The organism is Pseudotabrizicola sp. (genome assembly GCF_030656345.1).
Lineage (GTDB): Bacteria > Pseudomonadota > Alphaproteobacteria > Rhodobacterales > Rhodobacteraceae > Pseudotabrizicola.
The window spans coordinates 128620-140901 of the sequence record NZ_JAUSNR010000010.1 but is presented as its reverse complement, the minus strand read 5'-3'; the positions used below and the strand labels follow the sequence as shown (position 1 = coordinate 140901).

The 12282-nt window shown below is 64.0% G+C and carries 19 protein-coding genes and 1 riboswitch; of the genes, 9 read left to right on the top strand and 10 right to left on the bottom strand.

Annotation, left to right across the window (positions count from 1 at the left end; translation table 11 throughout):
- Positions 1-88 precede the first annotated feature (88 nt).
- Positions 89-688, top strand: a complete 600-nt coding sequence (locus tag Q7J44_RS04390; protein WP_304877356.1) for a bifunctional transcriptional activator/DNA repair enzyme AdaA — start codon at positions 89-91, stop codon at positions 686-688.
- 122 nt (positions 689-810) lie between these two features.
- Here the strand turns inward: Q7J44_RS04390 and Q7J44_RS04385 are convergent, their stop codons facing one another.
- Positions 811-1500: an EI24 domain-containing protein gene (locus Q7J44_RS04385; protein WP_304878024.1), complete on the bottom strand. Its 690-nt coding sequence runs from the start codon at positions 1498-1500 to the stop codon at positions 811-813.
- Positions 1501-1504: 4 nt separating this feature from the next.
- Positions 1505-2092, bottom strand: a complete 588-nt coding sequence (locus Q7J44_RS04380) for a nitroreductase (protein WP_304877355.1) — start codon at positions 2090-2092, stop codon at positions 1505-1507.
- Between the two features lie 118 nt (positions 2093-2210).
- Here Q7J44_RS04380 and Q7J44_RS04375 point away from each other — a divergent pair, with 118 nt between their 5' ends.
- Positions 2211-2465, top strand: a complete 255-nt coding sequence (locus Q7J44_RS04375) for a DUF167 domain-containing protein (protein WP_304877353.1) — start codon at positions 2211-2213, stop codon at positions 2463-2465.
- Positions 2466-2489: 24 nt separating this feature from the next.
- Positions 2490-2927, top strand: coding sequence for a DMT family transporter (locus Q7J44_RS04370; protein WP_304877352.1), 438 nt, complete (start codon positions 2490-2492; stop codon positions 2925-2927).
- Here the strand turns inward: Q7J44_RS04370 and Q7J44_RS04365 are convergent.
- A complete protein-coding gene (locus tag Q7J44_RS04365; protein WP_304877350.1) occupies positions 2924-3181 on the bottom strand; it encodes a hypothetical protein in 258 nt (85 codons plus the stop codon). The two genes, Q7J44_RS04370 and Q7J44_RS04365, sit on opposite strands and share 4 nt — an antisense overlap.
- A 185-nt stretch (positions 3182-3366) precedes the next feature.
- On the opposite strand from Q7J44_RS04365, the gene Q7J44_RS04360 reads away from it, so the two are divergent.
- The 3 genes from Q7J44_RS04360 to Q7J44_RS04350 all read left to right on the top strand — a co-directional run bounded on the left by Q7J44_RS04360 (position 3367) and on the right by Q7J44_RS04350 (position 4852).
- On the top strand, positions 3367-4101 hold the full coding sequence (locus Q7J44_RS04360; protein WP_370692949.1) for a M48 family metallopeptidase: 735 nt from the start codon (positions 3367-3369) through the stop codon (positions 4099-4101).
- Positions 4102-4185: 84 nt separating this feature from the next.
- Entirely contained in the window at positions 4186-4443 is a 258-nt protein-coding gene (locus Q7J44_RS04355) for a DUF6455 family protein (RefSeq protein WP_304877348.1), read from the top strand.
- A gap of 46 nt (positions 4444-4489) precedes the next feature.
- Complete coding sequence (locus Q7J44_RS04350; protein WP_304877346.1) at positions 4490-4852, top strand: YigZ family protein; 363 nt, start codon at positions 4490-4492, stop codon at positions 4850-4852.
- Here the strand turns inward: Q7J44_RS04350 and Q7J44_RS04345 are convergent.
- The 5 genes from Q7J44_RS04345 to pstB all read right to left on the bottom strand — a co-directional run bounded on the left by Q7J44_RS04345 (position 4849) and on the right by pstB (position 8290).
- A complete protein-coding gene (locus Q7J44_RS04345; RefSeq protein ID WP_304877343.1) occupies positions 4849-5205 on the bottom strand; it encodes a thiol-disulfide oxidoreductase DCC family protein in 357 nt (118 codons plus the stop codon). The two genes, Q7J44_RS04350 and Q7J44_RS04345, sit on opposite strands and share 4 nt — an antisense overlap.
- 89 nt (positions 5206-5294) lie before the next feature.
- Complete coding sequence (locus tag Q7J44_RS04340; RefSeq protein ID WP_304877341.1) at positions 5295-5786, bottom strand: 6,7-dimethyl-8-ribityllumazine synthase; 492 nt, start codon at positions 5784-5786, stop codon at positions 5295-5297.
- A 75-nt stretch (positions 5787-5861) separates the two neighbouring features.
- A riboswitch (FMN riboswitch) is annotated at positions 5862-6001 on the bottom strand.
- 61 nt (positions 6002-6062) lie between these two features.
- The gene (phoB, locus tag Q7J44_RS04335) at positions 6063-6755 is read right to left on the bottom strand and encodes a phosphate regulon transcriptional regulator PhoB (RefSeq protein ID WP_304877339.1); all 693 of its coding nucleotides are present in this window, start codon (positions 6753-6755) and stop codon (positions 6063-6065) included.
- An 8-nt stretch (positions 6756-6763) separates the two neighbouring features.
- On the bottom strand, positions 6764-7486 hold the full coding sequence (gene phoU / locus Q7J44_RS04330; RefSeq protein WP_304878021.1) for a phosphate signaling complex protein PhoU: 723 nt from the start codon (positions 7484-7486) through the stop codon (positions 6764-6766).
- Between the two features lie 6 nt (positions 7487-7492).
- Positions 7493-8290 carry a phosphate ABC transporter ATP-binding protein PstB gene (gene pstB, locus Q7J44_RS04325; RefSeq protein WP_304877337.1) on the bottom strand — a complete coding sequence of 266 codons (798 nt, stop codon included), beginning with the start codon at positions 8288-8290 and terminating at the stop codon, positions 7493-7495.
- A gap of 239 nt (positions 8291-8529) precedes the next feature.
- Here pstB and Q7J44_RS04320 point away from each other — a divergent pair, with 239 nt between their 5' ends.
- The 3 genes from Q7J44_RS04320 to Q7J44_RS04310 all read left to right on the top strand — a co-directional run bounded on the left by Q7J44_RS04320 (position 8530) and on the right by Q7J44_RS04310 (position 10729).
- Positions 8530-9117, top strand: a complete 588-nt coding sequence (locus Q7J44_RS04320; protein WP_304877335.1) for a heme NO-binding domain-containing protein — start codon at positions 8530-8532, stop codon at positions 9115-9117.
- Positions 9114-10154 (top strand): GGDEF domain-containing protein, encoded by a 1041-nt coding sequence (locus Q7J44_RS04315; RefSeq protein ID WP_304877332.1) that lies wholly within the window; start codon positions 9114-9116, stop codon positions 10152-10154. Before Q7J44_RS04320 ends, Q7J44_RS04315 begins: the two co-directional genes overlap by 4 nt.
- A gap of 80 nt (positions 10155-10234) precedes the next feature.
- Positions 10235-10729, top strand: coding sequence for a Dps family protein (locus Q7J44_RS04310; RefSeq protein ID WP_304877330.1), 495 nt, complete (start codon positions 10235-10237; stop codon positions 10727-10729).
- Between the two features lie 58 nt (positions 10730-10787).
- Here Q7J44_RS04310 and Q7J44_RS04305 read toward each other — a convergent pair whose 3' ends face one another.
- The gene (locus tag Q7J44_RS04305; RefSeq protein WP_304877328.1) at positions 10788-11270 is read right to left on the bottom strand and encodes a hypothetical protein; all 483 of its coding nucleotides are present in this window, start codon (positions 11268-11270) and stop codon (positions 10788-10790) included.
- A gap of 156 nt (positions 11271-11426) precedes the next feature.
- Complete coding sequence (locus Q7J44_RS04300; RefSeq protein ID WP_304877326.1) at positions 11427-12236, bottom strand: response regulator; 810 nt, start codon at positions 12234-12236, stop codon at positions 11427-11429.
- Positions 12237-12282: the final 46 nt, after the last annotated feature.

Here is a 12282-nt window from a genome sequence, read left to right as displayed (position 1 = left end):
CCGCCCTTGCCGCCGCTGTCTGGCAGGTTTCAGACCTGATCATCCGTTCCGTCTCGCCATGGCAGCGCGATCGGCATATCCTTGGCCCATGTTGGATTTCGACACCTGCAATGACGCCCGCCTGCGCCGCGACCCGGAATTTGACGGCGTGTTTTTCACCGCTGTGCGCACCACCGGCATCTATTGCCGCCCGGTCTGCCCTGTCAAACAGCCGTTGACCCGCAATGTCAGCTATTATCCGACCGCTGCCGCCGCCGAACGTGCGGGCTATCGCCCCTGCCTGCGCTGCCGTCCGGAAACCGCGCCGTTCTGCCCGGCATGGCAGGGCACCAGAACCACGGTCGAACGCGCCCTGAAAAAGATCGCGGATGGCGCGCTGGACCGGGGCAGCGTCGAGGCGCTTGCGGCGGGTCTGGGTGTCGGCAGTCGCCACCTGTCACGCCTGTTCGTGCAGCACATCGGGGCCTCGCCGGTGCAGATGGCCCAGACCCTGCGCGTGGCACGGGCAAAGCGTCTGCTGGATGAAACCGGCCTGCCGTTAAGCGACATCGCGTTTCAAGCCGGTTTTGGCAGCATCCGAAGCTTCAATGCGGCCTTTCTCAAACTCTATGGACGCAGCCCAAACGGTCTGCGCCGGACAAAGGGCCTGTCGCCCCCTCAGCCCGCCCCTCAGCCCACCCCATCGTGACTCGCGCCATTCCTCCCCAGCCTCTTACTCCCATTTTCAGTCCCTAAATATCCTGGGGGGTCCGGGGGGCTGGCCCACGGTCCTGTCCCTTCCGCAGCGCAAACCTTAAACGCCGCCCCCGTTCAGTCCGGCCGGTTCAGCCGGTGGAACAGGTGGGTGAATGTGGCCGCCCCCAGCACCGGGATCAACAGATTGACCAGCGGCACCGACAAAGGTGCCGCCATCAGCGTGCCCGCCAGCCAGACCTTGCCCCGGTGCCGCTTGCGCAGCGCCTTTGCCCCCTCACGCCCCAGCCGCCGCATGGCCACCAGCGTGAAATATTCGCGCCCCAGAAGCAGCCCGTTGACCGCCCAGAACACCACCGGAATGAACGGCCCGGCAAAGGCATAGAGTACCAGCGCCAGCGCATTGACTGCGATCAGCAGGGCCATGAAGTTCGCCGCATCCATCAGCGCATCGCCCAAGGGAATGCGCGGGGCGGGCGGCAGGGCGGGGTAGTGCCGGTCCTCGACCGCCTGCGCCACGTCTTCCAGAAACAGCCCGGTAAAGGCCGAGGCCACCGGCATCATCAGAAACACCGACAGCCCGATCATCAACAGCCCCGACCCCCAGGACAGCAGGGTCCCCAACCCCTCAACCGGGCCGACAAAGGGGATGTCGATGCTGTCGGGCACCAGCGTCTGGATCAGTACCAGAAAGCCCGCATAGACCGCCACCAACAGCGCCAGCGACAAGAGCACCCCCAGCACCATCACCCGCCGGAAGCGCGGGTCGGCCAGCTGCGCAAGCGCCTTGAGAAAATCCCCGATGATCATATCAGCCCCAGCTGACCAGCCGCGACAGGTCGGGCCGTGGCCGGTCCGGCCCCATCGGGCCGGGGGTGGCGATGTGGATGATGCCCGCCACCGTCTCATCCCCCGTGCAGCCAAAGGCCTGCGCCCGGAACGTGGCATCATGTGATGGCCAGCCCGACAGCCAGCACGCGCCCCAGCCCGCCGCCGTGGCAGCGTGGACGATGTTCATGCACAGGGCCCCCGCCGACAGCAGCTGTTCTGCAACCGGCACCTTCTCGGCCAGTTTGGGCGCGGAGATCACCACCACCGCCAGCTGCCCGCGATCAAACTGGCCCCGGCCTTTCTCGATCATCTGTGCGTCGCCATCCAGTGCAAGCGCCCGTGCTTCGGCCAGATTGGCCAGCCGCGCCATGGCGGCACGGTCCAGCACGATCATCCGCCAGGGTTCCAGCTTGCCATGGTCGGGCACGCGGGTGGCAAGGGTCAGGATCTGCAGCACCGCCGCGCGGTCGGGCACCGGGGCGGTAAAGGTCTTGGCCCCGGGCGACCGGCGGGTGGCCAGATAGTCGAGGACGGCAGGGTTTGGCACGGTGGGGTCAGGGTCTGGCATCGGACGCTCCGGTCTTTGGTCGGGTGCAAGCTATGCGCTGGCGCGGGGGAATTCCAGTGCCGCCAGCCGCTTGCATCCGCAGCACAGCCGGGTCAGGTTGCGCCAAACGGGGGCAGGCATGACCAAGGGCGCGTGGAGCCATCTGGCACAACCGGGGGCCGAGATTCGGGTGCGGGCGACACCCCGCGCCCGCCAACCCGGTGTGACCCATACCGAGGAGGGCTTTCGCATCAGCGTCACCGCCCCGGCGGATGAGGGGCGGGCCAATGCCGCCGTGGCCGAGGCGCTGGCCCATGCGCTTGGGGTGGCGAAGTCGCGGCTGACCCTTGTGCGCGGGGCCACGGCGCGCGACAAGACATTCCGGCTTGATTGATCCCGTTCCCGAAAGGCCCGCCCCATGTCTCAGCTTCCCGCGCTTCTGGCCATTCTTCTGGGCGGGATCGCCATTGCGGTGCAGGCCCCGCTGAACGGTGCCCTTGGCCGCAGCCTTGGCGCGGCGCTGCCGGCGGCGGCAGTGTCCTTTGCGGTCGGGCTGGTTGCGCTATTGGTGCTGAGCTATGCCACGGTCAGCCATCCCTTTGCGAAGTTGGGCGCGGTGCCGCTGTGGCAATGGGCGGGTGGGCTGATGGGGGCTTATTATGTCTGGTCGGTGGTCTGGGGTGTGCCGACGTTGGGCGTGGTGACCGCGATGGCGGCGCTTATTCTGGGCCAGATGGCGGGCGCGCTGGTGCTGGATGCCATCGGTGCCTTTGGGGTGCCGGTGCAGCCGGTCAGCCTGACGCGGGTGCTGGCGGTGGGTCTGGTCGCGGCAGGTCTGGTGCTGTCGCGGCTTTAGGCTTTGGCCGGATCGGGTCTGGCGGGCCGTTCCAGCCGGTAGCTGCCCTCGGGCAGGTCCAGCGCTGCGGCAAGATCGGCCAGCTGCCCCATCGACAGGGTGACGCGCACGATATCGCCGTTCAGCGGGTCTTCCTGTTCCAGCACCACGCATTCTTCAAAGGCGAGGATGGTGACATCCTCTTCCAGCGCATCCGACCCTTCGTCGATCAGGGTGATCACGGTCACGTCAAAGTCGTGTTCGATGGTAAACATGGGGTCAGATTAGCCTTGCGGTCGGCACAAGTGCAATGGGGTATGGGGCGGCAGGCCCGGCGCGGCACCGGAAGAGTTGCGCAACTTGGCGTGAAGGGTGACGCGGGGCCTTTTGTCTGCCGGGGCACCTGCTATCGTGCCAAAAAATTCCACGAAAAATCGGGGAAAATTCCGTGAGGCGGCAGATGGTCTTTCAGCGATCCGCAATGATGATGGCCGTGGCGGTTCTGCTGGCCGCCTGTCAGCCTGCGGCCTACCCGGGCAGCAGTCCGGCCCTGCAGCCCCTGCCGGTCGATGCCGCCCTGATGCCGGGCGGCCAGCTGACGGCAGAGCAGGCCGCGCGCAATTTTGTGGCCGTGGTGGCCCGCGTAGAGCCGGTGGCCGAGGCGATGTGCCGCGAGCGCAACCCGCGCAGCAACTGCGATTTTCAGATTGTGGTGGATGACCGTCCCGACCAGCCGCCGAATGCGTTTCAGACGCTGGACCGGGCAGGCCGGCCGATCATTGGCTTTACGCTGGCGCTGATTGCCGATGCGCGCAATGTCGATGAAATCGCCTTTGTCGTCGGGCATGAGGCGGCGCATCATGTGGCCGGGCATATCCCGCAGGTGCAGCGCACGGCCACCACCGGGGCGGTGCTTGCAGGCGTGCTGGCGCAAGCCTCTGGCGCGCCGCCAGAGGCGGTGCGGGCGGCGCAGCAGATGGGGGCCACGATGGGGGCGCGTACCTATGCGCGCAACTTCGAGCTGGAGGCTGATGCGCTGGGAGCCGAGATTGCCTTTCGCGCCGGGTTCGATCCGCTGCGGGGGGCGGCGTTCTTTGACCGCCTGCCCGATCCGGGGGACCAGTTTCTGGGCAGTCACCCGCCAAATGCGCAGCGCAAAGAGATCGTGCGCCAGGTGGTTGCGGGCCTGCAATAGCCGGGGCCGGTTTGATCTGGGTCAAGGCGGCAGGGCCGGGCCGGGCGCAGGCTGAGCGGGACATTTCTTGCAACAGGTGGTGCGATGATCGGATATCCGGAAACCCCGCTGGCCTGGGGGCTGACGCGTGGCATGGCGCGGCTTTTGGGGGTCAGCCTGTCTTCGGCGGTGGTCGAGGGCTGGCTGAGCCGCAAAGAGCTGGGCCAGTTGGTGAACCGCTGCGAGGCCTGTTCGCAAAAGACGGCCTGCACCGCGTGGATGGCCACCGCTGCGGGCAGCCCATGCCCGCCGGTGTTCTGCCCCAACAAGACCGCGCTTGAGGTGTTGTCGCTGCGCCATTGACCTTTGACGCCGCCCCCGTCAGGTTCTGCCAAAAATCGGGGGGCGGATGATCCGGCTTGAAAATGTGGTCAGCGACCGGGGCTCGCGCTATGCGGTCTCGGGCGGGCCGGTTGACGGGCGCGCGGGGGTGGATGCCTTTCTGCGCGATCTGAAACGCCAGAAGAAATATGCCAAGGCCACGCACAACACCTGGGCCGCGATCCTGACCGGCGAGGGGCCGGTGCGCAATGATGATGGCGAATCCGGCGCGGCGGCGGTGATCGTGAAAATGCTGGAACGCGAAGGGCTGACCGATTGCGTGGTGGTGGTCACGCGCTGGTATGGCGGCGTGCATCTGGGCGGAGACCGCTTTGCCCATGTGGTCACCTGTGTGCGGGCGTTTCTGGAGAAATGGCGGAAGGCGGGCTAGGGCTGCCTGCGCAGATGCGCGCGGTACAGGATCGGGGCGAGGATGTGGTCATAGGTCCGCTCGGCCAGAAAGTGCACGCCGGGCAGGCCGGTCAGCCGGGCCAGCCAGCGCAGATGCGGCATCTGCTGCCACAGCGCGCGAAACGCTGCCAGACCGGACAGCACTTGCCCCTGATGCCAGACATGCAGGCGCCGCGCCGCCTGATCCGGGGTCAGGCCCCAGTCTGCCGCACGCTCCATTGTGTCAAAGCGGATCGGCAGGCCATCACGCAGCGCCCGGCGCTGATAGGCCGTGATCTCGGCCCGGCAGATCGGGCAGGTCTGGTTGTAAAGCACGCGGGTGTCTTTGGTCATAGCCGACAGATAGCAGCGTGCGGTGGTTTTGCCAGTGCGGCGGCACAGCGCAGCGGACGGGCGCGGCAGGAACCGCGCCCGCCTTTATGTCACGCGCGTTTCAGGTTGGCGTGCGCCGGTGCCAGTTGCGCGGTGAGCGTCAGGACCTGCCGCACGGCCTCAACCGCCTCGGCCCCTTTTTTCACGAAGTGATCGGCGAAGAACGCGGTCAGCGCCTCGGTCGGCTGGTAGTTGTGCGGGGTCAGCGAGACCGAGAACACCGGGATGCCGGTGGTCATCTGCGCCTGCATCAGCCCGTCGATCACGGCACTGGCCACGAAATCATGCCGGTAGATGCCGCCATCGACCACAAAGGCGATGGCCACAACGGCATCGTAACGCCCGGTTTCGGCCAGTTTTTTCGCAAGAAGCGGCATCTCGAACGCGCCGGGCACGTCGTAGGTGTCGACATCGGTCTGCGGCAACAGGGTGGCGGCGGTGGTGACAAAGCTGTCATGCGCGCGGTCGACGATATCGGCGTGCCAGCGCGCACGGACAACGGCCACGCGGGCCGGGGCGGTGTAGGGGGAAGGGGTGGTCATTTTGGAACCTTTGCGTTGCTGCGTCAGGTCCCAGAGCATCAAACGGCCAGAACCGCCGGGGAATCGGCGGGCACGGACCATTCTCTTTCATCCGGACTATACCGTCGGCCCCGGAGTTACACCGGATCTGCTGACCCTTGGGCTTCAGAAAGAAACGCAAGGCGCTCGCGGGCTATACCGCCGGTGGGGAATTGCACCCCGCCCTGAGAACACCGGATTGCTACGGCTTTCGGCGGCACAGGGCAAGACAGGATTTCGCACACGCGCTGTGCAGCGTCAGCCCAGAGCGTAGCCCGCGCCGCGCACGGTGCGCAGCGGGTCTTCCCCGCCGTTCTGCATCAGAGATTTGCGCAACCGGCCGATGTGCACGTCCACCGTACGGCTGTCGACATAGATGTCGCGGCCCCAGACCCGGTCCAAAAGCTGTTCGCGCGACCAGACCCGGCCCGGCTTTTCCATGAAGGTGGAGAGCAGGCGGAATTCCGTCGGCCCCAGCTTCAGCACCGCATTGCCCCGGTAGACCCGGTGGGTTTCGGGGTCGAGCCGGATGTCATCCCATTCCAGCACCACGCCGATGGTCGATGGCCGGACCCGGCGCAGCTGCACCCGGGCGCGGGCCATCAGTTCCAGCACGGAATAGGGCTTGATCACATAATCATCGGCCCCGGTTTCAAGTCCGCGGATCCGGTCCACCTCTTCAGCGCGGGCCGAGAGCATGATGATCGGGATGCCACGGGTTTCGGGCCGGATCTTCAGACGGCGGCACACCTCTATCCCCGACAGTTCCGGCATCATCCAATCGAGAATGATGATATCGGGCGTGTCTTCATCGACCATCATCAGCGCGTCTTCGCCATTGGCGGCCTGCACCACCCGAAAACCTTCCGACTCCAGATTATAAGCCAGAACTTCGCGCTGTGCCGGCTCGTCCTCGACCAGCAGCACGACGGGTTGTGAGGTATGGGCCATTCGCTGCCTCAGATCGTCGTTGTGGCGGAATCGGCCAGCGAGGTGATGTCGCTTTTGGGCCTGTCATCATCGGGCATGACGCCGGTGACCAGATAGATCACCTGTTCGGCGATGCCGGTGGCATGGTCACCGACCCGTTCGATGTTCTTGGCGATGAAATGCAGGTGCATGCAGGCCGTGATATTGCGCGGATCTTCCATCATATGGGTCAGGAATTCGCGGAACACCGAATTGTACATCTGGTCCACTTCGGCGTCGCGGCGGCGCACATCTTCGGCCAGTTTGATATCACGGGTGACATAGGCATCCAGCGCGTCTTTCAGCAGGCCCACGACCGAGCGTGCCATGCGCGAGATCGAGCCGGATGATCCGTTGACCGGGCGCATCTGGCCCAGCACCAGCGACCGTTTGGCCAGGTTCTTGGCGTAATCACCCGAGCGTTCCAATGATCCCACGATCCGCATCACCGTCAGCACAGTGCGCAGATCGGTGGCAGTGGGAGAGCGCAGGGCAATGATGCGGGCGCATTCGGTGTGGATCAGGTCTTCCAGCTCGTCGATCACCCGGTCGCCGGCGCGCACTTCGGCGGCAAGCGCCTCATCGCGGGTTTCCAGCGCCTGAGCGGCCTGCAGCAGGGCATGTTCGACCAGCCCCCCCATTTTCATGACAAGTGCCTGAACGCCTTCAAGGTCGCGGTCAAAGGCCGAACGGATATGCGGTTCCATCATCATCATTCCTCAGCCGATCCGGCCACTGATATAGCTTTCGGTGCGGGGGTCTTTGGGCGAGGTGAAGATCTGCCCGGTTTCCCCGTATTCGACCAGACTGCCCAGGTGGAAAAAGGCGGTGCGCTGGCTGACCCGCGCAGCCTGCTGCATCGAGTGGGTGACGATCACCACCGAAAACTGGCTGCGCAATTCATCAATCAGCTCTTCGACCTGCGCCGTGGCGATCGGGTCCAGCGCCGAACAGGGTTCGTCCATCAACAGCACCTCGGGCGAGGTGGCGATGGCGCGCGCAATGCACAGGCGCTGCTGCTGACCACCCGACAGGCCGGTGCCGGGCGAGTCGAGGCGGTCCTTGACCTCGTTCCACAGGGCGGCCTTGCGCAGGCAGGATTCGACGATGCCATCCAGATCGGCCTTGCCGGTGCTGAGCCCGTGGATTCTGGGGCCGTACGCCACATTGTCATAGATCGACTTGGGGAAGGGGTTCGGCTTTTGGAACACCATGCCGACCTTGGCGCGCAGCTGGACCGGGTCCACGCTGCGGTCGTAGATGTCTGCGCCATCCAGCAGGATTTCCCCGGCGATCCGGGCCGAGGCCACGGTGTCATTCATCCGGTTCAGACAGCGCAGAAAGGTGGACTTGCCGCAGCCCGACGGGCCGATAAAGGCGGTGACGGTGTGATCCAGAATATCGACATCGACATCTTTCAAAGCATGCGTGGTTCCGTAATGCACCTGAACGCCGCGCGCTGTGATCTTGTTCTTGTGGTCGGACACGACCCTCTCCTCAAGCTGAATGTCTTTCATGGCGTCCCGCCTTTGCTGTCTTTGCACACCACGCAAGCGTGAGGCGACTCGGTTGCCTTGCAGTACCGCAGCCGCGTGACGGTCGTGCATCGGTTTTGTAACATATTGATGACGGATGGCGTATCGGCTTCGGGGGGGGGGGCTGTGGCGGACGGGCTGTGTCTGATGGCAAATGTTTGTTAAGGTTTGTGTCCTACCGTCCGGAATGTTCAGTGCAAAGCTCAGGGGCACGGCAATCTATGTACGGGCTGCTCAATCGCGCGCTGGAGAATTTTCTGAAGGAACGCCATGGCGTTCCGCTGTGGCACCGTGTGACGAACCGGGCGCAATCGCCGTTTGACGGGTTTGAACCGTTGCTGACCTATGAACCGGCCCTGACCGATGCGCTGATCTCTGCCGCCTGTGCAGAACTTGGGCGAACCCGCGACTCTGTGCTGGAAGATCTGGGCACCGCGCTGGTGTCGCATCGCGACCGTGAGGGGCTGCGGCGGTTGTTGCGCTTTGGCGGGGTCTGTTACCGTGATTTCCTGCATTCGTTGGAGGAATTGCCCGACCGGGCCCGGTTGGCGCTGCCGCATCTGCACCTGCCCGCCCTTGTGTTGCACGATCAGGGGGCGGGGCGGTTCACCCTGATGGCGGCCCCCTATGTTGACGGGGCGGGCTATATCCTGATGGGCCTGTTGCGGGCCATGGCCGATGATTACGGCGTGCTGGTGGTGCTGGATCTGGGCCCACCGGTTGCGGGGGTGGATGTGATCGATATCCATGTGCTGGACGAGGCCTTTGCCGAAGGACGCCGCTTTGACCTGGCGGCGGCTGCGCTATGAAACCGGGCGCGGTCCCGCGGGATGCCGCCGGTTTGCCGGTGGCAGATGCCGTCGTGCCCCCGGTGGCCCTTGGCGTGGCAGCGTTGGACCGGCTGATGCCGATGCATCTGCAGCTTTCGCCGCTTGGCAAGATCACGGCTTACGGCCCGACCCTGGCCAAAATCGCCGCAGGGCTGACCCTTATTGACTGCGATTTCTTTGATCTGTTCGAGGTGCGTCGCCCGGGCTCTGTGCGCTGTATGGCCGATCTTGTGGCGCGACAGGGTCAGCGGTTGCATCTGGGCCTGCGCAGCGTGGGGGCAGAGTTCCGGGGTCTTGCAGTGGCGGATGAATCGGGGGGCATCGTGCTGAACCTGTCCTTTGGCATTGGTGTGGTGGATGCGGTCCGGCACCACAGCCTGACCGATGCCGATTTCGCGGCGACCGACCTGACGGTGGAACTGCTGTATCTGGTCGAGGTCAAACGCAGCGTGATGGAGGAATTGCAGCGGCTGAACCTGCGTCTGCAGGGGGCCAAGTCGCTGGCTGAAGACCTGGCGATGACCGACACGCTGACCGGGCTGCGCAATCGCCGCGCGCTGGATCTGGCACTGGCGCGGGCCTTGGCCGCAGACACGCCCTTTGCCCTGATCCATCTGGATCTGGATCACTTCAAGTCGGTGAATGACACGCTGGGCCATGCGGCCGGAGATCACGTGCTGCGGGTGGTGGCGCAGGTCCTGTCACGCGAATCCCGCTCCGGCGATCTGGTGGCACGGGTGGGGGGTGATGAATTTGTCATCCTGCTGCCGGGGCTGACCAATATCGCCGGCCTGACCGTGGTGGCCGAACGCATCATCGCAGGGCTTGCGCAGCCGATCGTGCTTGACCGGCAGACCTGCCAGATCGGTGCCAGTGCGGGGATCACGGTGTCCACCCTTTACACGCAGCGCAGTGCGCATGTGATGCTGAACGATGCCGATACCGCGCTTTACGCCGCCAAACGGGCGGGACGCGGGCGCGTGGTGGCGTTCACCCCGGGTCTGGCGATGGATTAGGGAACTGCCCCTGCAGCCGGGGCGTTCTTTCGCCATGGGGGCGGCCATTTCCGGCTGCCCGTGTTCGAAAGGATTCCCCAATGTCCGAAGCTTTGAAAGCTGTGCCCGGGTCTGACAAGATTGACACCGGCATCACCGGCGTAACCGCAATTGCCAAGGGGCTGAGCGATTCACTTGCCGATACCTATCGGCTGTTGTTCAAGACCCATGCCGTGCACTGGAATGTCGAAGGCCCGATGTTCCATTCGATCCACGTGCTGACCGAAAGCCAGTACACCAATCTGTTTCAGGCCGCTGACGATCTGGCCGAGCGTATCCGCGCCCTTGGTCGCATAGCACCCTTCCAGATGTCCGAGATCACCAGAATGTCTTGCGTGAAAGATCCGGCCAAGCTGGGTCCGGCGCAGGAGATGGTGGAAGATCTGGCAAGCGATCACGAAGCTGTGGTGCGCCGGATGCGCGACGTGATCGGGCAGGCGGAAAAGGGCGAAGATGTGGCCACCGCCGACCTGCTGACCGCCCGTTGCGCCTTTCACGAAAAGGCGGCCTGGATGCTGCGTGCGACCGCCAAATAACCTGAACAGCAAAAAGGCCCCGGATTGCTCCGGGGCCCTTCTTCAATGGGGACAGAAATTACTTGATACGGCTGACAACGCCATCGGCAAAGGCCGCGATCAGGGCGGCGTAATATTCCGGCGTATCGGTGAAAGCACCATCCAGAACGGTGCCATCGGGGGCAAAGGCTTGTGCGCTTTGCGCAGTAACCGTCAGCTCATAGGTGTCGAATTTGGAATTGTCGGTATCGCTGGTCACATTGACCATGCCGACCATGACCGCATCTTCAAGACCAAGCTGGTTCTGGAACGAATTGGACAGCGACAGCTCGTCAATGTCGATCAGGATTTTCGAGCCTTCTTCGCCGGTCCGGTCAATAAGGCGGGCCAGAATGGCAGCTTGCAGATCGGTTGCGGCATTGGTCCAATAGGCAGCAGCCTCGGCATTGGCAATTGCGGTGATGTCGGCATCAACGCGCACTTCCTCGATCAGGGTATCCTGCGCAAAGGCAGCATTGGCAAGGAACAGGGCGGTGGTGGTCATCAGAATTTTGCGGAACATGAATAGATCCTTTCGTGCAAATGGCGCTCAGGCGGTACCTGCGCTCGGGGTATAAACGCAGGTTTGATCAAATGGTTCCCTGACATCTGCGTGCGGCAAAAAGAAACGCCTGCCGGGAACGGCAGGCGTTTGGTTTGTCCGGGACAAAAGACCCAATCAGGCGTGCAGCGACTCGGTTGACGAGAAGAACATCGCCTGACTGACAGCCGAGCGCACCTGTTCTTCGGAAAACGGCTTGGTGATCAGGAAAGCCGGCTCCGGTTTGTCGCCGGTCAGCAGCCGTTCGGGGAAGGCGGTGATGAAGATGACGGGGATATCGTCGAACTGCGCCAGAATGTCGTTAACCGCATCAATGCCCGACGAGTCATCCGCCAGCTGGATATCCGACAAGATCAGGTCGGGCCGGTCGCGCGCGGCCAGTTCCACCGCTTCGCGGCGGGTCCGGGCGACGCCGGTCACCTTGTGGCCGATCTGGCCGACGATATCGACGATATCCATCGCGATGATCGCTTCATCCTCGATCACCATGACCTTGCCGGTCACCGATGCTTCCATCTCGCGGATGGCGGCGTCGAGCAGGGCCTGCACTTCACTTTCGTCATGCGCCATGATTTCGGCGATGGCGGGACGGTCGAAGCCTTCGATCGCATGCAGCAAAAGCGCTTCACGCGAATTGGGCGTCAGGCCCGACATATGGACCTGTGCGCGCTTGGCCAGAATATCATCGTCGATATCAAGCGGTGCGCCGGCACTGGCCCAGACCCGGTGAAAGCTGTGAAACAGGCCAATGCGTGGCGTGGTGGCTTCACGGACGGGCGTATCTTCGATCAGGATGCTTTCCAATGTCGCAGCAGCGTAGCGGTCGCCGCTTTCCTGGCTGCCGGTCAGGGCGCGGGCATAGCGGCGCAGAAAGGGAAGGTCGGCCGCAATTGCCGAAGTCAGATCGAAGGTCGCAGAGGCGTTCATTATTTTCTCCCCAGTTTTCGTTTTCTACGGAACTAAACGCGCTGGC